Consider the following 20,361-nt stretch of genomic DNA (forward strand, 5'->3'; position numbering starts at 1 on the left):
TTCCGCGAAGCGGTGGGGAGGGGGACCAGCGAAGCTGGTGGAGGGGTATGGGCCGGGGCAGAAGCGATTCTCGTGATCCACCTCTGGTGACCTTCACTTACCCCTCCACCAGCTACGCTGGTCCCCCTCCCCATCTGGCGATGGGGAGGCAGAGTTCGAACGCCGCCCCTTCCGGCACAGGCACGCTCCTGATCGTCCCGCCGCACGCATCCAGCAGCGAGCGGGCGATGGCCAGGCCGAGGCCGGAGCCGCCCTCCGCGCGTCGGCTGGTGTGGAAGGGCTCGAAGATGCGCTCGTGATCCGCGGCGGGAACGCCCGGGCCATCGTCGCGGAGGGTGAGGCGGACCCGAGCCGCCTCGGCCGCGGCGGTGACACGAACCGCCGTCGCGCCCGCCTGACGGCTATTCTCGACCAAAGTCTCCAGCACCGCTTCGATCAGCTCCTCCGGCGCCGCGACCGCTGGGAGGGGCGCCAGGTCCACGGCGACCGCCAGCGTCTCGCCGCGGTGCGCATCCGCGACCTTGAGAACGGCCGCGGCAAGGTCGCTCGCCGCATCCTCGGGCGCCGCCGCCATGTCGGCCCGGGCGAGGTCGAGGAGGCGGCGGAGCAGGTGGGAAAGGCGGTCGGCGTCGGCGCGGGCGTTGGCGAGGAAGCGGGCGCGCTCCGTCTCGCGCATCTCGGGATGCTCCTCGATCAGCTCCAGCGCGCCCTTGATGCCGGCGATCGGGGTCTTGAGCTCGTGGCTGACCGCCGCGGCGAAGTCGCGCAGGTAGCGCGAGCGCCGCTCGATCCGCTCGGCCATCGCCGCGAAGTTCAGGTAGAGGCTGCGGATCTCGATGGCGGCGGTCGGCGGCGGCTCGGGTACGGTGAGCCGGCCGCGCGCGACATTGTCCGTGGCTTCGGCGAGCGCGTCGATCGGCCGCGAGATGCCGCGCGAGAGAAGGCCGGCGAGCACCACCAAAGTGAGGAAGATCAGCGCGACGCCGAGCGCGATCTTGCCGCGGTCCTGGTAGACGCCGACGAACAGCCCGCGCGGGCTCCGCGACAGCATCAGCACGCCGATCACCTTGCCACCCGCCAATACCGGCCGCGTGTAATGGACGCGGATGCTGGAGGCGCGGCTCAGCCATTCGAGCGCGTAGCGTGGTTCGTAATCGGCGCGGCGGCGGAGCACTGTCGTCGTCTCCCCCGCGAGCGCGCGGCTGACCTCGGGAAGCGCGGCATAGCTGCGGCGGAAGTCATCGCCGCCGAGGACGACGATCCCCTGCGCGTCCAGCACCCGCGTCGCCGCCAGGGTGGTGAGCGAGGCCTCCCGCACCACCGGCGCGAGCTTCACCGCCGCCGCCCGCGCCTCGGCGACGGCGACCAGCGGCGTCGGCACCGCCGCCGGTTGGGCGGGGAGGAGCGGCATGGCATTGAGGTCGATCCGCGGCGGCTGCGGGTCGAGCCGCTCGGAGGGCGGGGGCAGGGGTGCCGGCCAGTCCGCCCGCCAGGCCCCGGCGAGCACCGCGCCTTCGGCGATCAGCTCCGCTTCCGTCTGCTGGACGAGGGTGTTCTCGTAGACCCGCAGGAACACCGCGCCGACGCCTGGCAAGGCGGCGACGAAGAGCAGGCTGAGGAACAGGATGGTGCGCAGCCGCAGCGCCGGCCAGTGCCGCTTCGCAACCTCCTTCAGCGCGCCGATCAAGCGGCGGGCCCGCCCTGGCAGCGGCCAATGCGGTAGCCCACGCCCGGCCGCGTCTCGATCAGATCCGCGCCGCCGAGCGCCGCGAATTTGTGGCGCAGGTTGCGGATGTGGCTGTCGATGGTCCTGTCGGTAATGGCGAAGCCGGGGCCGTGGAGCCGGTCGATGATCGCGTCGCGGGTGAAGACCTTGGACGGCAGGCTCGCCAGGAGCAGCAGCATCTGGAACTCGGTGACGGTCACCGGCACCTCGGCGCCGTCCCACCGCGCCTCCCATGCCTCCGGATCGAGCCGCAGCCGGTTCTGGACGACCGGCCCCTTCGCCCCCGCCTCGCTCAGCGCCCGCCCACCGCGCTTCAAGATCGCGCCGACGCGGGCGACCACCTCGCGGGGGCTGAACGGCTTCACGACATAATCGTCGGCGCCGAGTTCGAGGCCGACGACTCGATCGATCTCGTCGTCGCGGGAGGAGAGGAAGAGGATGGGAAGATCCCCTTCCGCGCGCAACCGGCGGCACACTTCGAGGCCGTCCATCCGCGGCATGTTGATGTCGAGAACGACGAGGTCGGGGCGGGCGCGGCCGACCGCCGCCAGCGCCGCCTCGCCGTCGCCGGCTTCGCTGGTCTCCATCCCCGCCTTGCCGAGCGCGAAGCTCAGCACCTCGCGGATGTGCGGGTCGTCGTCGACGATCAGGATCTTGTGGCCCATCGCGTTCATGTCTCTCACCTCCCGGGCGCGGCTGTCAAAGGCGCAGACGCGCTGCACGGCTGCCGCGCCGCGGTCGTGCGGGGAAGGCGGCCAGCGGCGATGGCCATGTGCGCCTGCAAAAGCCGATAGGCGTCGTGCGCAATCCACTGCCGCCAGTCGCCCTGCCGCGGCTCCATCCGGTCGAGGATGAGGTTCCGGACCCACTGCACCCGTGCCCGCGCCGACGGGGCGAGCGGCCGCCGCTCCATCTCCGTCAATGGCAGCAGCGCGGAGGCGCCGAGGTCGGCCATGTAGCAGATGTCGAGCGCCGCGCCCTTGCCGCCGGCCTCCCGCGCGTGGCGGACGTTCCACGAGGCGGCGACGGCGCCCAAGTCCACGAAGGCGCAGGCGGCGAGCGCCACCGCCGCCGCGGCGCAATTGGCGTTGATCAGCCATGCGCCGCTCCGCCCCTTCCAGATCCGCCAGCAGATCAGCACCAGCCCCACCGCGACCAGCGCCATCCAGAGGAGGGCGGCGATGCGCAGCCGGGTGAGCGAGTACGCTTCGACATAATCGAGCGTCCGCAGCACCGTCGAGGCGACGAGCAGCACGTTCTGCGCGATCCACAGATAGACGAGACGGCGCAGCGCCGGCATCGCTGCGAGCGGTGAGCCGGGGCGCAGCGTCACCAGCACGAACAGCCCGGCGAGGAGCGCCGTCGCGATCAGCGGATAGGCGCCGCGATGGGCGTAATGGGCGAGTGTCATTCCGGCGGGAAGGCCGGCGCCGCTCCACAGGAACGCCAGGTCCATGCCGTTCTGCAGCGCGAAGATCAGGTTGAAGGCGAGAAGCGACAGCATCACCGACGCCGCGCTGACTCCCGGGATGGGCATGGCTTCGGCGGTTTCGCCCCGGGCCTCGAAGCGGAGCACGCGTGGCCGCAGCATCGCCCAGAGCGGCAGGGCGAAGAGCAGCCAGAAGCCGATCCGGTAGAGGCTCAATGACGCGAAGATCAAAGTGACGTCGATGCGCGCGAAGGCGTCTCCCAGTACCGGATTGGCGAGCGCGAACAGGCCGAGGAAGACCGCGCTGCCAAGCGCCGGGAGCACCAGGGCGGGGAGGTGCGCGCGGACACGGCCGCCGGGAACGCGCCGACGCGCGGCGCGCAAGTGCAGCCATTCGGACACCGGGAGGATCAATGTCCGCAGCGCCTGCCACGCCAGGCGGATCGCCCATCGCTCGCCGTCGTCGAACTTCGCCTTCGGCAGCAGCACGGCGAGGCTCGCCGCCGCCCAAAACAGGCAAAGCGCGAGCGCCGACGGATTCCACGCCAGCGCGATCGCGAAGAGCAAAGCGGCGCCTGCAGCGAAGCGGCTCCCACCGAGCCGCGCCGGCGGCGTCAGCGCGAGGACTAGGACCAGCAGAGCGAACGCCCACGCTCCCCAGGTCGAGCCGCCGCCGCCGTCGAAGAACAGCCAGTCGGCGGCCGCGACCAGTACAAGCAGGCTGGCGGCCTTGGCGCGGTAGCTGAACCGGCCGGGCGCGGCGGGCCGGGCGGCCGCGGGGAAGGGGGCGGCGATCTCCATGGGCATCTCCTCGTCGATTGCCTGGGGGGATGCGGCAGAGGCGTGCAGGCGGAGCGGCGGCCGCGAAGGAAAGCGCGCGCCGGAGCTGTGCAGAAACGGTGCAGGGCCGGAACAGCGGAAGCGGCAATCCGTTACCGGGAGCAGGCTGAGAGAGATCAAATTCCTCTTTTAACACAGGAGGTTATCACATGTTATCTTCAAGCAGGCGAGCCTTCGCCGCGGCGGCGTGGGCGGTCGCTCTGACGGTGGCCGCGGGGCCGGCGTCGGCGCAGCAGGTCGGCCGCCGCGATCCCGGCGTCGCCACCGAAACGCAGGAGCGGCAGTCGGAAGGGCAGGACAACAGCTTCGACTGGAACTGGATCGGCCTCGTCGGCCTGCTCGGCCTCGCCGGCCTGCGGCGCCGCCCCGATTATCACCACGCCATCTGACGCGACGGCGAACAGGAGGAAGATCATGAAGACGAACGTGCTGACGGCCGCCGCGGCGGCCAGCCTGCTGATCCTCAGCCCCGCCCTCGCGGCGGCCCAGGGCGGCGGCGGTGCCGGCGGTGCTGGCGGCGGCGCCGGTGCGGCCGGCGGAACCGGCGGCGCAGGCGGAACGGGCGCCGGCGGCAGCACGGCGACTCCGGGCGCGACGGCTCCCGCCGGCGGCGGCACGGGAGCCGGTGGAGGCGGTGCCGGAGCGGGCGCGGGCGGAGCCGGAGCGACCGGTGGTACAGGCGCGGGCGCCGGCGGTGCCGGAGCGACCGGAGCCGCAGGCGGCGCGGGCGGTACGGGTACCGGCGGTGCCGGCGCGGGAACCGGTGGCGCGGGAGCCGGCGGTGCCGGAACCGGGGCCGGCGGCGGCCTCGGCACCCCCGGGAGCGGCATCGGCAACGGAGCGGTCGACACCTCCTACGGCAACCCGCAGGTCCAGCGTCAGCGCGGCTTCCCCTGGGGCATATTGGGCCTCCTCGGCCTCGCCGGCCTGGTGCCGATGCTCCGCGGCAACCGCCGCAGCTGAGGCGGGTTCGCCGTGGCTTGAACACCCTCCTCCGTTCGGGCTGAGCCTGTCGAAACCCTTTCCTGTCTTGCTCCCGGAGAGAAGGAGGACAACTCCTCGACAAGGTCAGGGCGAACGGTTGTGGGCGGTCGACGCACGCGAGACAGCGCTCTGCGTGGGGTCGCCGCGGTGATCGACACTATCGCTCGGCCCTCTCGCCGCCGGCTATCGAGGATCCGCTGGACGGCGCGCGCTTCCTTGCTCGTGCTCTCGAACAGGAACGGGCTGGAGCAAGGTGCCTGCAGTACCGCTAAAGACTTTGGCTCTCGGTTGGGCATGATGGTGGCGCTCGGCCCGCGAAGCGGAGGGATTCCGGAAGCCGGGCGGCGCAACGCGATGAGGAAAGGCCCGGTAGGTATCGTCTCGGGCTCCGGGAAAGTCGAATTGTCCCAGGTCGCGTTAAGGCGCCTGGCTGCGCTGCCGGCGAGCACGCGGTCGACCGTGATGACGAAGCGCGCATAATCCGGGAGGAGAAGGTGCGGGCCATCATAGAATTTCCGCCTGTCCGGCGGGAGCGCCGGAGCGGCCAGCATCTTGCGGCGAGACGCGAGGTCTCGGACGATACGGTAATGGCTGACCCGGCCCACCACGACTAGATCGGCATAACGCACGTCGTTGACGTCGAGCGGGGCGGCGATGCGGCATGCAGACGCCGGCACGCTTGCCGACCCGAGGGTGGTCACAGCGGCTGCGAGGACCCAGTTTCGTTGCATGTCACCTCCCGCTCGACGGCGCGGCTTGTTATGCGCCGCGGGCGTTAACGTCCGACTTCGGGCAGTGCCCTCCTTGTTGACTTCTTAAGGCTTTCCCCCCACATGGCTCTCAGCGAAGCGCCATGCAGCGTGAACAGGCGCAGGTGCGCCCCGGCTCCGCTTCGTAATTCCAAAGGTTTCCCTTTTCACGCGGGTCACCAGGGTTCGCATGAAAGTCGTACTTTCATGGGGGCCCGCTTAACCCGCCGCGTTTCCGCGCGCCATTTGGGCTGCCCGAGGGACGCCGCACATTAGTGAGTCTACACATGTCTTTTCAAAATCTCGGGCTTTCGCAGCCCGTCCTCCAGGCGCTCGCGCTCAAGGAATATAGCGAGGCGACGCCGATTCAGGCGCAGGCTATCCCGACTTTGCTCAAGGGCCGCGACCTGCTCGGCATCGCCCAGACCGGCACCGGCAAGACGGCGGCCTTCATGCTGCCGTCGATCGACCGGCTGACCGCGTCCAAGAAGCGGCCGCAGCCGCGGACCTGCCGGATGCTCGTCCTCGCGCCCACCCGCGAACTCGCCTCGCAGATCGCCGAGAGCGCCCGCGCTTACTCGCACTTCAGCCACATGAGCGTCGCCACCGTGTTCGGCGGCACGTCGATCAACAAGAACCGGCAGGACGTCAGCCGCGGCGTCGACATCCTCGTCGCCACGCCGGGCCGCCTCCTCGACCTCATCGAGCAGGGCTATCTGATGCTTCGCGGCGTCGAGATCCTCGTTCTCGACGAGGCGGACCAGATGCTCGACCTCGGTTTCATCCACGCCCTGAAGGCGATCGTGAAGCTGCTCCCGGCGCAGCGCCAGACCCTGTTCTTCTCGGCGACGATGCCGAAGGCGATCAAGGAGCTGGCCGACCGCTTCCTCACCGATCCGGCGCAGGTCGCGGTGACGCCGTCGGCGACGACCGTGGAGAAGATCGACCAGTATGTCACCTTCGTCCAGCAGGCGGAGAAGCCCGCGCTTCTCACCATCATGCTGCGGGTCGGCTTCGGCGAGAAGGGCAATATGGACCGGGTGCTGATCTTCTCGCGGACCAAGCACGGCGCTGACCGCGTCGTTAAGCAATTGAATGCCTCGGGGATCGCGTCCAACGCGATCCACGGCAACAAGAGCCAGCCGCAGCGCGAGCGGGCGCTGGCCGAGTTCAAGTCGGGCAAGGTCAAGATCCTGATCGCGACCGACATCGCCGCGCGCGGCATCGACGTCTCGGGCGTCAGCCACGTCATCAACTTCGACCTGCCGAACGTGCCCGAGCAATATGTCCACCGCATCGGGCGGACGGCGCGCGCGGGCGCCGCTGGCGTCGCCGTCGCGTTCTGCGCCGAGGATGAGCGCGCGTACCTGAAGGGCATCGAGAAGCTGACCCGCCAGCAGGTCGAGATCGTGCCGCTGCCGCAGGGCTTCACCGCCGAGGCGGCCCGCATCAAGGCGGCGCGTCCGGCCGAGCCGCCCCGCGCGGCCCGCAGCGAGGAGCGCGAGGACCGCAACCGCGTCCGCCGCCCCCGCAGCCGCCGCCCGAGCTTCGGCTCGGCCGGCGCCCCAAAGACCAACCGCGCCAGGCGCCGCGCCTCCGGGCGGTAACACCCAGTCCTCCCCCATCCGCTGCGCGGACGGCGAGGACGGGGATCGCATTAAATTCGCGTCACTCCCTTTCCGGGGAGCGGAGGGCGGGAGTAGGGCGGCGCGGTGACGCGCCCGCTGCTCCTGCCCTTTCTGTTGCTGACCGCGTCGGCGCCCGCCCTCGCGCAGGAGCCGGCCCCGACGTCGGCGCCCGCGCAGCCGGAGCACCAGGTTGCCCAGCCGCCGCCGCAGCCCGAGCAGAATATCGTCGTTACCGGCCATGGCCTCGCTCCGGGGACGGGGGAGGGGGTGCTCGACGTCATCGAGGTGCCGCGCGAGCGGCTCGAGACGGCACAGCGGCTCGAGGACGTGCTGCGCGACGTGCCGGGCTTCCAGCTCTTCCGCCGCTCCGACGCCTCCAGCGCGAACCCCACCAGCCAGGGCGCGACCCTGCGGGCGCTGGGCGGCAACGCGTCGAGCCGCGCGCTCCTCCTCCTCGACGGCGTGCCGCAGAGCGACCCGTTCGGCGGCTGGGTGAGCTGGCCGGCCTACGATCCCTATCGCCTTGGGGCGGTGCGGGTCACTCGCGGCGGCGGCTCCGGCGTCGAGGGGCCGGGCGCGCTCGCCGGCACGATCGAGCTCGACAGCGCCGGTCCCGACACCTTCCGCGGCCTGCGCGCCGGAGCCCTGTACGGCAGCCGCGACAGCCTCGAGGCGCGCGCGGCGCTGGGCGAACAGATCGGCGGCGGGTTCGCCAGCCTTTCCGGCGCCTACGCCCGCGGCTCGGGCTTCATTCCGATCGTCCCCGAGCAGCAGGGCCCCGTCGACCAGCCGTCGCCCTACGAGCAGGCGAGCGTCGCCGCCCGCGCCGTGGTGCCGCTCCCCGGTGGTGTCGAGCTGCAGGCGAGCGGGCTCGGCTTCACCGACTATCGCGAGCGCGGCACGCGGCTCAGCGGCATCTCCACCACCGGCGCCGACGCCTCGCTGCGTCTCGTCGGCCGCCGCTGGAGCGCGCTCGCCTACGTCCAGAGCCGCGACTTCTTCAACAGCTTCGCCAGCGTCAACGCCGCCCGCACCAGCGTCACCCGCGCCTCGGAGCAATATAGCGTTCCCTCGACCGGCCTCGGCGCGCGCGCCGAATGGCGGCCGCGTGTGGGCGAGCACGTCGAGCTGCGCCTCGGCGGCGACTGGCGCGACATGGACGGGGTGAGCCGCGAGCTCTTCTCCTATTCCGGCGACACGCCCACCCGCATCCGCGCCGCCGGCGGCCATGCCCGCACCCTCGGCGGCTTTGCCGAAGGGACGTGGACCTCCGACGCCCTGACCCTCACGGCGAGCGGACGCCTCGACCGGTGGGACTTGTCGAACGGCGCGCTGTACGAGCGGCTGCTGGCGACGAACGCGCTCATCACCAATTCGCCTTATCCGGACCGCGGCGGCTGGCAGCCGACCGGCCGCGCCGGCGTCGCGTGGCGGGCTGTGCGAGGGCTGACCCTCCGCGCAGCCGCTTATGCCGGCTGGCGGCTGCCGACGCTGAACGAGCTCTACCGCCCCTTCCGAGCCGGCACCGACGCCACCGCCGCCAATCCCTTCCTCGCGCCGGAGCGGGTGAAGGGCGCGGAGGCGGGGCTCGACTGGCGACCCGCGCCCCATGCCCGCATCGGCCTCACCGCCTTCGTCAACCGGCTCGAGGACGGCATCGCCAACGTGACGATGGGCAAGGGGCCGGGCACCTTTCCCGGCGTCGGCTTCGTCGCGGCCGGCGGGGTCTATCGCCAGCGGCAGAATATCGACGCGATCCTCTCGCGCGGCGTCGAACTGGACGGCAGCGTCGACCATGGCCCGTGGCGCCTCTCCGCCGGCTGGTCCTTCGCCGATGCGAGCGTCCGCGCCTCCGGCCTCGCCGCGCCGCTCGACGGCCTTCGGCCCGCGCAGACGCCGCGCAGCACCGGCACCGCCACCCTCGCCTGGCGCGGCCCCCGCCACGCCGAAGCCTCGCTCACCGGCCGCTACGTCTCCAGCCAGTTCGAAGACGATTTGAACCGCCAACGCCTGCCCGGCGCCTTCACCCTCGACGCCGCCGCGCGGTTTCCCGTGGGGCGCGGCGTCGCCATCGAGGCGCGCGCCCAGAACCTCGCCGACAAGCGCGTCGATGCCGGCATCAGCGGCGACGGCATCGTCGAGCGGGCGACGCCGCGTACCATATGGATTGGCCTCAGCTTCCAGGGCTTGCCGTGAGGGTCCGTGGCAGATACGTTTTCACATGCAACTAAAGGGGAGGCTGCCATGATCGTCTTCGGCTCGTCGATATCGCCGTTCGTGCGCAAGGTGCTCGCCTTCGGCGCCGAAAAGGGGCTTGAGCTGGAATTGCGGAGCATGGGGCTCGGCTCCGAGGATCCGGATTTCTGCGCGGCGAGCCCGTTCCGCAAGATGCCTGGCTTCAAGGACGGCGACTTCTCGATCTGCGATTCGTCCGCGATCGTCCATTATCTCGAGGCCAAGTTCCCCGAGCCGAACCTCATCCCCGCCGAGCCGCGGGCGCGGGCGCGGACGATCTGGTTCGACGAGTTCGGCGACACGATCGTGATGGGCTGCGGCGGCAAGATGTTCTTCAACCGCGTCGTCGCGCCGCGCTTCCTCGGGCGCGAGGGCGATCTCGCACTCGCCGACCAGGCCGAGAAGGAAGAGCTGCCGCCGATCCTCGATTATCTCGAGACCATCGTGCCGGCGAGCGGCTTCCTCGTCGAGGACCGGCTGACGCTGGCCGACATCGCCGTCGCCAGCCCGTTCGTGAACCTCGGCCACATGGACGTCCAGGTCGATGCGGCACGCTGGCCGAAGGCGCGGGCCTATGTCGACGCGATCCTCGCCCGGCCGAGCTTCGCCGCCTGGATCGAGCGGGAGCGCGCCTTCTTCGCCAAGGCGGCCTGAGATGAGCGCGCATCGCGCGACGGTGGAATGGACCGCCGCGGGCGGTGCCTTCACCGAGAACCGCTACAGCCGGGCGCATAGCCTGCGGTTCGACGGCGGCGCGGTCGTGCCGGGCTCCTCGTCGCCGCAGGTGGTGCCGGAGCCGATGTCGGACCCGGCCGGCGTCGACCCGGAGGAGCTGCTCGTCGCCTCCGCCTCGTCCTGCCATATGCTGTGGTTCCTCGATCTCGCGCGGCAGGCCGGGCTCGACGTGGCGTCGTACCGGGACGATGCGGTGGGCACGCTCGGCCGCGGCAGCGACGGCAGGCTCGCCATCACCCGCATCGTGCTGAAGCCGCGCGTCGAATTCGCCGGCGAGGCGCCCGACGCCGCGGCGCTCGAACGCCTCCACCACGAGGCGCACGAACGCTGCTTCATCGCCTCCTCGCTCAAGGCCGAGATCGTCGTCGAGCAGCGGTATCTCCGTTTCAGACACCGCTTCGGATGATTTACCCTTCGCCACGCCGCGCCCGTTTGGCGACTATCCTCCAGCGCCGATTCGGGGTCCGGCGCTTGGGCGGGGCGAAACATGGGAATTCAGAAGAATAGCCAGACGGGGAATTACTTCGTCACCTACGTACCGTTTGTCGACAGGACGAAGCGGCGTTCGTTCACCAAGGCACCGATGGTGAGGCCGCGATCCGGCATCGTCCAGTTCTTCGTTGACCTGTTCCGCGGCGGGCCCAATCCCTTCCTGGGTTCGCCGATCGCAACCTCCATCGACCGGCGCCTGAAGGTGGAAAAACGCGCCAAGGGCCTCGCCGGAAACGGCGGCTCCGCCGACGCACTCATCGCCGGCATCGACGGGCAGCTCGACAAATATGTCCGCGATGCTGCGAACGAAGCCGATGCGGAACTCGATCCGCTGGACGGTTATCTGGAGCAGGAGGAGAATTGTCTCAGGAAATGCCGGCCCGCCGAAATCGAGGCGCGGCTGGAGGCTGAGCTCGACAAGGTCCTTAACGACGTCAACAGCGAGTTCGGTCCGGCCGCCACGGGATTCGTGCGCAAGCGCGTGGCGCTGGAGAATTTCTGCGAAGACAATCATCTGGAGCGTACGCTCCATTGGGGCAAACCGCTGACCCGGCAGTCGATTTACCTGATCGCAGCGATCACGATCTTCGAATTCCTTCTCAACACGGCCTTCTTTTCAGGCTCGCAGCGCAGCGGCATCATCGGCGGTGCGGCTCTCGCCATTCTGCTTTCCGTCACCACGATCATTCTCGGCGTGGCGTTCGGCCTCTGCTACCAGTTCGCGAACCGCAAAGCGGAAGGCCACGGCTGGTTCGGACGAGTCGGCGCGGTCATTCTCCTGCTCACGACCTTTTACTACCTCCTGCTCCTGACGCTCGCGCGCATGGCAGGAGAGGCCGGCGAGACGCACATGTTCGCCGCGGCCGCACGGGAGGTACAGGTGCATCCCTTTTCCGGGCTGCTCGACCTGCCCGCGCTCGCCTATTTCTTCTTCTCCATCGCCGTCATCGCGGGCGTCTATCGCAAGTTTGTCGATACGATGGGCCACTTCCCCAGGCTGCGCCATCACCGGCTCTCCGCGGATCGCGCCGAAGGGGAGATGGAGGAAGTTCGGATCGGCATGGGGGAAGCGGCTCGTCATTATGCCGACGAGGCCGTCAAGGCGGTCGACGGCGCGCCGGGGCTGATCGAGGCGACAATCATTCCGATCAAGGAACTGGCGATGAACTACGAGAACGTCGTCGATCAGCTTCGCGACAATCTGAAGGACGTCAAGGATGCGGCGCGGCTGCTGATCAGCGTCGTTCGTGAATACGTCCCTGTGGAGCCGACGGTTCTGACGGTCGATTATGCCGCGCCTATGGCAAAGTTCGACCTTCGGCTGGCGGAGTTTCGCGCCCGGGCGCGGGCTTTGGAAGACTGGGACGACATCAAGCAGACGACGATCGACCGCTGCCGAAAAGGAATGTCCGAACGCGGCGTCGCCACGTGCGAGGAACTCGAGCGCCGCTGCACGGAGCTGGTGGAGGCGAAGTATCGGGAGTGGAGCGGCAAGGGCAGGATCGAGCGCGCGGCCGATCAGTCCGGCAACGTCACCTGGCTCACCCAAGGAGCGGCGTGATGGGCAAATATAGCTCCGGCGGCCGGCCCGGCGCTCACCACCGCGGAGGGGGAACGGGCGGTGGCGCATCGACTATGTTATTCGCCGTCCTCGCCCTCGTCATCCTCGGCGCGCTCGGCTTCTTTGGCTATCGCTACGCGCAGAGCCGCAGTGCCCGGGAAGTCGACAAGGACAATTGCCTCACCAACGTCCCGGGGCCGCAGGCTGCCCTGTTCCTGATCGATGAAACCGACCGCCTGACGCACGAGAATGCCGAGCGCATCAAGGCGCGTATCCGGGACGCGGTCAATGCGATGCCGCGTTACAGCCGCGTGACGATCGTCCCGTTCGGGGGTGATGTGGCCACTCCGCTCCAGCCCATTTTCAACAAATGTCTGCCGGGTCGCTCATCGACAGCGTCCCTCGACGAGGGCGCACAGTTGCTGGAGGAGCAATATCAGGGCTTCGAGAAGGCCCTCGACACAGAGGTCAAGAAGCTCGAGGAGGTACCGGATTCGAAGACCTCACCGATTACCGACCAGGTGATCCGCGCAGCCAGCGACCCGGAGCTCCACTGGCAGGGGAAGGCGCGTACGCTGGTGCTCATCACGGATGGGCTCGAATCGAGCATCTACTGGACGAGGAACCTTAGGTTGAAGGATGCGCCGGAGGGCCTCCTTCGCAACGTCCATGCCGAGTTCTTCGAAATCGGCAATGCCCGCGCCACCCGCCTCCAGACACCCGAAATGCGCGGAGAATGGAAACGTTGGCTTGAGAAGGCCGGGGCCGAAGTCCGCGTCACGGCTCCCGGCTACTCCGCTGCCGACTGAGCGACGGGAACGGCACCGCCTGCCTCCCGTTCTTTCGCCAGGAGACTCGAAAGGGCGGATCATGGCGGACGCCACCGATACGACAGGCGGATTGAACGAGGCAGCGCTTGCCGGGCGCGAGAAGGAGGGGCTCGGCAGCACCGGCGGCTCGAGCGGCGGCGGGACCATCGGCGGGAAAGGTGACCCTTCGGGCGGCACGCTCGGCGAACGAGGTTCGGCTGTAGGCGCCGGCGCGGACGACAAAGACGGTGCCGTCGCCGCCGAAGCCGCGACACTGGGCGACGCGACCGGCAGCCTTGCCGATGCGGCGAGGGCGGCGACGCCCGGCTCAGCGCCGGACCCGTCGGCGGCGGGACGGTCGGTGCCGGCCCGAGGGAAATCCCCACTTCCGACCGGATGACGAGGCGCGCGACTGCGCGCGGCGTCCGGCGTCCGCGCCGGCCACCTGCAACCGCTCCCGCCTTCGAGGCTCCCGCGGCGGGCGAGCGCGGGAGCCCCGGCGGGCGGGCTGTTTTCGTGACATCCAACAATGTCAAAGACCCGGTTCTTGCGCCGGCGATTCACATTATGTTCTCACAATCCCCGCCGATTTGCAAGCGGAAAGTTCTCCCCCTGTTCACGCATACAGCACCGCCGCCGCTGGCGCCCGAGCCGGCGCTGCACTAGGTTGAACCCATGTCCTCCGAATCCCCCGACGACTCCCCCGGCTTTGGTGCGCTCGGCCTCGACGAGCCGCCCCAGCCGGCCAAGGCGCAGCCCTATCGCGTCCTCGCCCGCAAATACCGGCCGCAAAGCTTCCAGGAGCTGATCGGCCAAGACGCGATGGTCCAGACGCTCGGCAACGCGATCAAGCGCGACCGCCTCGCCCACGCTTTCCTGCTCACCGGCGTCCGCGGCGTCGGCAAGACCTCGACCGCCCGGCTCATCGCCAAGGCGCTCAACTGCATCGGCCCCGACGGCACCGGCGGCCCGACGATCGAGCCGTGCGGCGTGTGCGAGCCGTGCCGCGCCATCGCCGAAGGGCGCCACATCGACGTCGTCGAAATGGACGCCGCCAGCCACACCGGCGTCGACGACGTGCGCGAGATCATCGAGGCGGTGCGCTACGCCGCGGTCTCGGCGCGCTACAAGGTCTACATCATCGACGAAGTCCACATGCTCTCGAAGAACGCGTTCAACGCGCTTCTCAAGACGCTGGAAGAACCCCCTCCCCACGTTAAGTTTCTGTTCGCCACGACCGAGGTGAACAAGGTCCCCGTCACCGTCCTCTCGCGCTGCCAGCGCTTCGACCTCAGGCGCATTCCGGCTGAGACCCTCGCCGCCCATTTCGCCGCAGTCTCGAAGCTGGAAGGCGTGGAAGTGGAGGAGGGCGCGCTCGCCCTCATCGCCCGCGCCGCCGAAGGCTCGGCCCGCGACGGCCTCTCGATCCTCGACCAGGCGATCGCCCACGGCGCCGGCGGCGTCACCGCCGACCAGGTCCGCGCGATGCTCGGCCTCTCCGACCGCGGCGCCATCCGCCGCCTGCTCGGCCTCCTCCTCGCCGGCGAGGCACAGGAGGCGCTGGCGGCGCTGCGTAACCAGTACGATCTCGGCGTCGAGCCCTCGGCGGTGCTGCGCGGCCTGCTCGAAAGCGTCCACGGCATCACCCGCGCGAAGGTCGGTGGCGCGCAGGATCCCGCCCAGTCGCTTGAGGAGCGGGAGGCGTATGCCGAATGGTCGAGCCGCCTCTCCTACGCCGCCGTCCACCGCCTGTGGCAGCTGCTGCTGAAGGGCCTCGCCGAAGTCCACAACGCGCCAATGCCGCTGGAGGCCGCCGAAATGGCGCTGCTCCGCGTCATCCACGCCTCCGAGCTCCCCGATCCCGCCACCCTGATGGAGCGCCTAGCAAGTGGCGACGCGGTCGCCGCGCGCGCCCCCGCCGCCCCGGCAGCACCCGGGCAGGGCGCGCTGATGCAGGCGCCGCCCTCCTTCCCGGCGCTGGTCGAGCGACTGGAGGCGAGCGGCCGCCGGCAGCTCGCCCAGCAGCTTCACGATTATGCCCGCGTCGTCAGCTACGGCGACCACGCGCTCGTCTTCTCAGCCAACGGCCCGATCAGCCTCCGCGACCTGCCCGCGGCCCTCAAGGAGCTGACCGGCAAGCCCTGGACGCTCGAGAATCGCAACACCGGCGGCGAGCCGACCCTGCTCGAGCAGGAGAAGTTGGCCGAGGCCGCGGTCAAGCAATCGGTGCTCGACGCGCCTTTGGTGCGGGCTGCCTTGGAAGCCTTTCCAGGGGCCGAGCTCGCCGGCTACAGCCTTGACGAACAACGGAGCGCGTAAATGCCTGATTTCGACGACATCATGAAGATGGCCCAGGAGGCCCAGGCCAAGCTGATGCAGGCCAACGACAATCTCGACAAGGTCGAGGTTCAGGGCGCGTCGGGCGGCGGCCTCGTCAAAATCCGCGCCAGCGCCAAGGGCCGGATCATCGCGGTCGAGATCGACGAGAGCCTGCTGCAGCCCTCCGAGAAGCAGATGGTCGAGGACCTCGTCGCCGCCGCCTTGAACGACGCCCGCGCCAAGGCCGACGAAGCCGCCGCGGCCTCGATGCAGGACGTCACCGGCGGGCTGCAACTCCCGCCGGGCTTCAAGATGCCGTTCTGACGCCGAGCGTCGGTCCGGCGGTCGGCATCACCCCAGCGAAGGCCGGGGTCCCAGGGGGTGAAAAGCGTCTGCGCCAGTCCTCGCTGGGATCCCAGCCTGCGCTGGGATGACGGTCAGGCGCCGTTCGTCGTCTCGGCAGGCGGCGCAGGCTCCGGCACCGCCTGCTCCGGAGGCGCTCCCGCCCCCTGCGCCTGCTCCAGCTCCTCGCCCGGCAGCGGCTGCTGCGCCGGCGGCGGGGCATTGCGCCGCACCTTCGGCGCCGCCGGCTCCGGCCGATCCACGGGCGCCGCCGCATTGCGGTAGACGCAGCCATCCAGCCCGCCCCCCGCCACCACCGGAATCCGCGCCGCGATCATGTTGCCGTAGCGCCGCGTGAAGCCCTTGGGCGCCACCGCACCGCGCTTCTTGGGCAAGGGCAAAACCGCCGCGATCCGTGCCGCCTCGGTGCGGTTCAACGCGCTCGCGTCATGCCCGAAATAGCGCTCCGACGCGGCGTTGGCGCCATAGGTTCCGAGGCCGGTCTCGGCGAGGTTCAGATAGACCTCCATGATCCGGCGCTTCCCCCAGACATTCTCAATGAGCAGCGTGAACCACGCCTCGAGCCCTTTGCGGACATAGCCGCCGCCCTGCCACAAGAAGGCATTCTTCGCGGTCTGCTGGCTGATCGTCGAGCCGCCGCGGATGACGTTTCCGCCCCGCGCATTGCGCTTCATCGCCGCCGCGATCGCGTCCTCGTCGAAGCCGCGATGCGAGCAGAACTTGCTATCCTCCGCGGCAATGACGGCGCGCACCATGTCGCGGTCGATCGCCGCGATCGGCATCCATTGCCGTGCCACGTTGCGCCCCTGCAGCCGGTCGGCGAGCATCGTGAACGTGTAGGGCGGGTTCACCCACGCATAGAGCAGCACCCACAGCAGGCTGACGACGACGAAGCCGACGATCAGCCCAGCGATCCAGTTGAGCAGCCTCCGCCCCCATCCGCGGCGGCCCCGCGCGCGTGTCCTCGTCCGTGCCATGGCCGCCCTCTACGGCAAGCCGGCCGAACTGCAACGCCGATCGTCGCGGCGGTTCAGCGGCTCGGCTGGCCTCCCGCGTTCCACTTGGGCTGGAAGTCGCTGGCGGCGAGCCAGCGCACCGGCTCGATCAGCGACTGGATCGCGGCGGTCATGAACGGGAGGTCGAGGTTGGCGATCGTGTCGGTGGGCTGGTGATAGACCGGCGTGGTCGCCCAGCCGGACAGGGTGTGGGCAACGACGCCCTTGAGCGCGAGCTGGTAATTGTCCGACCGCTCGAAGAAATGCTGCTCGGGATAGGGATCGGGCGCCACCAGCGCGCCATGCGCCGCCAGCGTCTCGGCGAGATTCGAGCGCTCATAGCCCGTCACCATCAGCGCCCCGCGCGGCAGCTTCGGGTCCTGCGCCCCGATCATCTCGAACTCGATATTGAGGGCGATCTTGGAGAGCGGCACCGGCGGGTGCGCGCCGAAATAGGCCGAGCCGAAGCCTCCCATCTCCTCCGACCCGTAGCAGACGAACAATATGCCCCGCCGGCTGCGCGGCCCCGCGGCAAGCGCCCGCGCCAGCTCCAGCACCGCCGTCACGCCCGAAGCATCGTCGTCCGCGCCATGCATGATCGTCCCGTCGGGCCGCCGCCCCAGATGGTCGACATGCGCGCTGAGCAGCAGCACGCCGGCCTCGGGATCGGTGCCCGGCAGATAGCCCAACGCGTTGGTGGTGGTGCTCCGCGTCGCCGTCATCCCCGGGAGCGCCAGCGTAACCTCCTGTCCCGGCTTCTGCACGAGGCGGTCGAACTCGGCAGGCGGCAGCGTGGCGAGCGCGATCGACTCCGGCGCATCGCCCTCCAGATAGCCCGGGATGCGCGCGGCGCCGCCCATCTGCTTCAGGATGCCCTTCGTCTCGGCGCTTTCGCGCACGAGCAGCAGCTTGGCCCCATGCCCGCGCGCCGCCATCAGCATGGGAATCAGCGGCAGCTTGGGAGAGGCGAGGGCAATCACGTCCCCCGCCGGAAGGGCCGCGGGATCGTCAGAGGTCGCGATAACGAGCCGCCCGCGCACTTCGCCGGCCGGCGCCATGAGCAGCGTCAAGCCCGCCACGCTCTGGCCGCCGACACCAAGCGCCGGCGCCCCGCCGAGCTTCGGCTGAACGATTGTCGCCGTCTGTAGGTAGCCGCTCATCCCCGGCGCCCGGACCAGCCCGAACTGCTCGAACTGCGACGCGACCCACGCCGCCGCCTTCGCCTCATCCGGCGTGGCACTGCCGCGACCGGCCAGCGCATCGCTGGCCAGATAGGCCTCGTCCGCCTTCACCCATTCCGGCTTCACCACCCACGGCGCCGCCGGCGCCGCCAAGGCAGGTGCGCTCGCAAGCAGCAAAGCGAGAACCGCGCCAGCCCGGCCGAGCGTCGAATCGATCATCGAGAAATCCCTTATTATGCGCAGCTTGCATAACAGGGCCGGTCACCCCGCGTCACTCCGGAGAGACACGGCGCTCGAGCAACCCAGGTCGAAGTACCACTTCGACCTGAACCCATCACATCGCCGGCAGCAACCTCCGCTCGCCGGCGAGGCTCATCAGTGCCTTCTGGAGCTTCTCGAACGCCCTGACCTCGATCTGGCGGATGCGTTCGCGGCTGACGTCGTAGACCTGGCTCAATTCCTCGAGCGTCTTGGGCTCATCGGTCAGCCGCCGCTCGGTCAGGATATGCTTCTCGCGCTCGTTGAGCGACTCCATCGCCTCGACGAGGAGGTCGTGCCGGACCCGCGTCTCCTGCGCCTCGGCAACGCGCTCGTCCTGCAGCGGCTCATTGTCGACCAGCCAATCCTGCCAGGTCCCCTCGCCGTCCTCGCGCAGCGGCACGTTCAGGGAGGTGTCCCCTCCCATCGCCATGCGGCGGTTCATCGAGATGACGTCCTCCTCGGACACGCCGAGGTCGGTGGCGATCTTGGTGACGTCCGCCGGCTTCAGATCGCCGTCCTCGAACGCCTCGATCTGGTTCTTCATCCGCCTGAGGTTGAAGAACAATTTCTTCTGCGCCGCGGTGGTGCCCATCTTCACGAGCGACCAGGAGCGCAGGATGAATTCCTGTATGGAGGCGCGGATCCACCACATCGCATAGGTGGCGAGGCGGAAGCCCCTTTCCGGCTCGAACTTCTTCACGCCCTGCATCAGGCCGATATTGCCCTCGGAGATCAGCTCGCTGACGGGCAGGCCGTAGCCGCGATAGCCCATGGCGATCTTGGCGACGAGGCGCAGGTGGGAATTGACCAGCTTGGCCGCCGCATCGGTGTCCTGATGCTCGGTCCAGCGCTTGGCCAGCATATATTCCTCCTCGGGGGCGAGGATCGGAAATTTCCGGATTTCGGCGAGATAGCGGTTGAGGCCCGCCTCGCCGCCCATGGCGGGAATGGTCGCTACGCTCTTACCGCTTGCCATCGTCTTTGCTCGCTCCCTGGTATCCGGTGATCTTTGCGATCCTTGCCGGTCCGTTCGTGTCTATAGCGCAAGCGCGCTTAACAGTTCCTGCATATCGGACGGAATGTCGCTTTTGAACGACAAGGCCGCCCGTGTCACCGGATGGATGAAACCAAGCTCCGCGGCATGCAGGGCCTGGCGCTCGAAACCCAGTTCTTTCAGTACGTCCCGAAGGCCCTGCCGGATGCGCCCGTAGACCGGATCGCCGAGCAAAGGATGCCCGAGCGAGGTCATGTGGACCCGAACCTGGTGCGTCCGCCCGGTTTCGAGCCGGCATTCGACCAATGTGGCGTCCTTCAGCGGCCGGATCATCTTGTAGTGCGTCACGGCGCGTTTGCCCCGATCCGCCTCGACGATCGCCATCTTCTGCCGGTTGGCCGACGAGCGGGCGAGGGCGGCGTCGACCTTGCCCTCCGCCGGGTTCGGCCGCCCCGCGACGATCGCCCGGTAGCGCCGCTCGATGCTGTGCTTCGCGAACTGCGCCGCCAGCCCCTCGTGCGCCACGTCGGTCTTGGCGACGACGAGCAGCCCCGACGTATCCTTGTCGATCCGGTGCACGATCCCCGGCCGCGCCACCCCGCCGATGCCGCTCAGCCGGCCGGCGCAATGATGGAGGAGGGCGTTGACCAAAGTGCCGTCGAAATTCCCCGCCGCCGGGTGCACCACCATCCCCGCCGGCTTGTCGACGATCAGCAGATGCTCGTCCTCGAAGACGATCTCGAGCGCGATGTCCTGCGCCTCGTTATGCGCCGCCACCGGCGCCGGCACGTCGACCTCATAGGGCCCCGCCAGCGCCTTCGCCGCCGGATCCCGCACCAGCCCTCGCGGGCCCGTCACCCGCCCGCTCGAGATGAGCGCCTTCAGCCGCTCGCGCGACAGGGTCGGAACGGCTGCGGCGAGCGCCCTGTCGAGGCGCCAGCCGGCGGCGTCGTCGGCGATGGTGGCGGTGATGTGAGACTCCCCCCGGGTCATTCCTCACCCGATGTGGAGTGGATGTGATGGATATCAAGCCTCTGCGGGTTGCCAGCCGAATCCCATG

At 69.4% G+C, this 20,361-nt stretch carries 17 protein-coding genes and 1 pseudogene; 11 read left to right on the forward strand and 7 right to left on the reverse strand.

Features of this window, described 5'->3' with window-relative positions; all coding sequences use genetic code 11:
- Positions 1-112: 112 nt before the first annotated feature.
- From VGC56_RS07655 to VGC56_RS07665, 3 genes are read right to left on the reverse strand one after another with little or no spacing between them, the layout of a single operon-like run.
- Positions 113-1,687, reverse strand: a complete 1,575-nt coding sequence (locus VGC56_RS07655; protein ID WP_464124287.1) for a sensor histidine kinase — start codon at positions 1,685-1,687, stop codon at positions 113-115.
- Entirely contained in the window at positions 1,684-2,400 is a 717-nt protein-coding gene (locus VGC56_RS07660; protein WP_464124288.1) for a response regulator transcription factor, read from the reverse strand. The genes VGC56_RS07655 and VGC56_RS07660 overlap by 4 nt, the downstream gene beginning before the upstream one ends.
- Before the next feature lie 5 nt (positions 2,401-2,405).
- Positions 2,406-3,956 (reverse strand): DUF4153 domain-containing protein, encoded by a 1,551-nt coding sequence (locus VGC56_RS07665; RefSeq protein WP_464124289.1) that lies wholly within the window; start codon positions 3,954-3,956, stop codon positions 2,406-2,408.
- A 188-nt stretch (positions 3,957-4,144) separates the two neighbouring features.
- On the opposite strand from VGC56_RS07665, the gene VGC56_RS07670 reads away from it, so the two are divergent.
- The 11 genes from VGC56_RS07670 (at position 4,145) to VGC56_RS07720 (ending at position 15,831) form a co-directional block, all read left to right on the forward strand.
- Positions 4,145-4,384, forward strand: a complete 240-nt coding sequence (locus VGC56_RS07670; RefSeq protein ID WP_464124290.1) for a WGxxGxxG family protein — start codon at positions 4,145-4,147, stop codon at positions 4,382-4,384.
- Positions 4,385-4,409: 25 nt separating this feature from the next.
- On the forward strand, positions 4,410-4,958 hold the full coding sequence (locus tag VGC56_RS07675) for a hypothetical protein (protein WP_464124291.1): 549 nt from the start codon (positions 4,410-4,412) through the stop codon (positions 4,956-4,958).
- A gap of 1,057 nt (positions 4,959-6,015) precedes the next feature.
- The gene (locus VGC56_RS07680; protein ID WP_464124292.1) at positions 6,016-7,335 is read left to right on the forward strand and encodes a DEAD/DEAH box helicase; all 1,320 of its coding nucleotides are present in this window, start codon (positions 6,016-6,018) and stop codon (positions 7,333-7,335) included.
- 105 nt (positions 7,336-7,440) lie between these two features.
- Positions 7,441-9,552 (forward strand): TonB-dependent receptor, encoded by a 2,112-nt coding sequence (locus VGC56_RS07685; protein WP_464124293.1) that lies wholly within the window; start codon positions 7,441-7,443, stop codon positions 9,550-9,552.
- Positions 9,553-9,600: 48 nt separating this feature from the next.
- A complete protein-coding gene (locus tag VGC56_RS07690; RefSeq protein WP_464124294.1) occupies positions 9,601-10,245 on the forward strand; it encodes a glutathione S-transferase family protein in 645 nt (214 codons plus the stop codon).
- 1 nt (position 10,246) lies between these two features.
- A complete protein-coding gene (locus VGC56_RS07695; protein WP_464124295.1) occupies positions 10,247-10,732 on the forward strand; it encodes an OsmC family protein in 486 nt (161 codons plus the stop codon).
- Between the two features lie 81 nt (positions 10,733-10,813).
- The gene (locus VGC56_RS07700) at positions 10,814-12,379 is read left to right on the forward strand and encodes a hypothetical protein (protein ID WP_464124296.1); all 1,566 of its coding nucleotides are present in this window, start codon (positions 10,814-10,816) and stop codon (positions 12,377-12,379) included.
- Positions 12,376-13,188, forward strand: coding sequence for a hypothetical protein (locus tag VGC56_RS07705; protein ID WP_464124297.1), 813 nt, complete (start codon positions 12,376-12,378; stop codon positions 13,186-13,188). Before VGC56_RS07700 ends, VGC56_RS07705 begins: the two co-directional genes overlap by 4 nt.
- 61 nt (positions 13,189-13,249) lie before the next feature.
- A complete protein-coding gene (locus tag VGC56_RS07710; protein WP_464124298.1) occupies positions 13,250-13,588 on the forward strand; it encodes a hypothetical protein in 339 nt (112 codons plus the stop codon).
- Positions 13,589-13,863: 275 nt separating this feature from the next.
- Positions 13,864-15,507, forward strand: a complete 1,644-nt coding sequence (locus VGC56_RS07715) for a DNA polymerase III subunit gamma/tau (protein WP_464124299.1) — start codon at positions 13,864-13,866, stop codon at positions 15,505-15,507.
- Positions 15,508-15,831, forward strand: a complete 324-nt coding sequence (locus VGC56_RS07720) for a YbaB/EbfC family nucleoid-associated protein (RefSeq protein WP_464124300.1) — start codon at positions 15,508-15,510, stop codon at positions 15,829-15,831. It abuts the gene before it with no gap.
- A 302-nt stretch (positions 15,832-16,133) separates the two neighbouring features.
- Here the strand turns inward: VGC56_RS07720 and mtgA are convergent.
- The 4 genes and pseudogenes from mtgA to VGC56_RS07740 form a co-directional block, all read right to left on the reverse strand.
- Positions 16,134-16,847 (reverse strand): annotated as a pseudogene (gene mtgA, locus VGC56_RS07725) (monofunctional biosynthetic peptidoglycan transglycosylase); the annotation flags it as partial.
- Positions 16,848-16,900: 53 nt separating this feature from the next.
- Positions 16,901-18,265, reverse strand: coding sequence for a M28 family peptidase (locus tag VGC56_RS07730; protein ID WP_464124301.1), 1,365 nt, complete (start codon positions 18,263-18,265; stop codon positions 16,901-16,903).
- A gap of 115 nt (positions 18,266-18,380) precedes the next feature.
- A complete protein-coding gene (rpoH, locus tag VGC56_RS07735; RefSeq protein ID WP_464124302.1) occupies positions 18,381-19,283 on the reverse strand; it encodes an RNA polymerase sigma factor RpoH in 903 nt (300 codons plus the stop codon).
- Between the two features lie 60 nt (positions 19,284-19,343).
- Complete coding sequence (locus VGC56_RS07740) at positions 19,344-20,294, reverse strand: RluA family pseudouridine synthase (RefSeq protein ID WP_464124303.1); 951 nt, start codon at positions 20,292-20,294, stop codon at positions 19,344-19,346.
- Between the last annotated feature and the right edge of the window lie 67 nt (positions 20,295-20,361).

The sequence above is a fragment of the Allosphingosinicella sp. genome (assembly GCF_036403745.1).
In the GTDB taxonomy this organism is placed as follows: domain Bacteria; phylum Pseudomonadota; class Alphaproteobacteria; order Sphingomonadales; family Sphingomonadaceae; genus Allosphingosinicella.

Bases quoted from the DNA above. Each gene is read 5' to 3' on its own strand.
- VGC56_RS07690 (WP_464124294.1), top strand. From the start codon at position 9,601: ATGATCGTCTTCGGCTCGTCGATATCGCCGTTCGTGCGCAAGGTGCTC.
- rpoH (WP_464124302.1), bottom strand. From the start codon at position 19,283: ATGGCAAGCGGTAAGAGCGTAGCGACCATTCCCGCCATGGGCGGCGAG.
- VGC56_RS07695 (WP_464124295.1), top strand. From the start codon at position 10,247: ATGAGCGCGCATCGCGCGACGGTGGAATGGACCGCCGCGGGCGGTGCC.
- VGC56_RS07715 (WP_464124299.1), top strand. From the start codon at position 13,864: ATGTCCTCCGAATCCCCCGACGACTCCCCCGGCTTTGGTGCGCTCGGC.
- VGC56_RS07660 (WP_464124288.1), bottom strand. From the start codon at position 2,400: ATGAACGCGATGGGCCACAAGATCCTGATCGTCGACGACGACCCGCAC.
- VGC56_RS07675 (WP_464124291.1), top strand. From the start codon at position 4,410: ATGAAGACGAACGTGCTGACGGCCGCCGCGGCGGCCAGCCTGCTGATC.
- VGC56_RS07730 (WP_464124301.1), bottom strand. From the start codon at position 18,265: ATGATCGATTCGACGCTCGGCCGGGCTGGCGCGGTTCTCGCTTTGCTG.
- VGC56_RS07710 (WP_464124298.1), top strand. From the start codon at position 13,250: ATGGCGGACGCCACCGATACGACAGGCGGATTGAACGAGGCAGCGCTT.
- VGC56_RS07680 (WP_464124292.1), top strand. From the start codon at position 6,016: ATGTCTTTTCAAAATCTCGGGCTTTCGCAGCCCGTCCTCCAGGCGCTC.
- VGC56_RS07740 (WP_464124303.1), bottom strand. From the start codon at position 20,294: ATGACCCGGGGGGAGTCTCACATCACCGCCACCATCGCCGACGACGCC.
- VGC56_RS07665 (WP_464124289.1), bottom strand. From the start codon at position 3,956: ATGGAGATCGCCGCCCCCTTCCCCGCGGCCGCCCGGCCCGCCGCGCCC.
- VGC56_RS07670 (WP_464124290.1), top strand. From the start codon at position 4,145: ATGTTATCTTCAAGCAGGCGAGCCTTCGCCGCGGCGGCGTGGGCGGTC.
- VGC56_RS07700 (WP_464124296.1), top strand. From the start codon at position 10,814: ATGGGAATTCAGAAGAATAGCCAGACGGGGAATTACTTCGTCACCTAC.
- VGC56_RS07720 (WP_464124300.1), top strand. From the start codon at position 15,508: ATGCCTGATTTCGACGACATCATGAAGATGGCCCAGGAGGCCCAGGCC.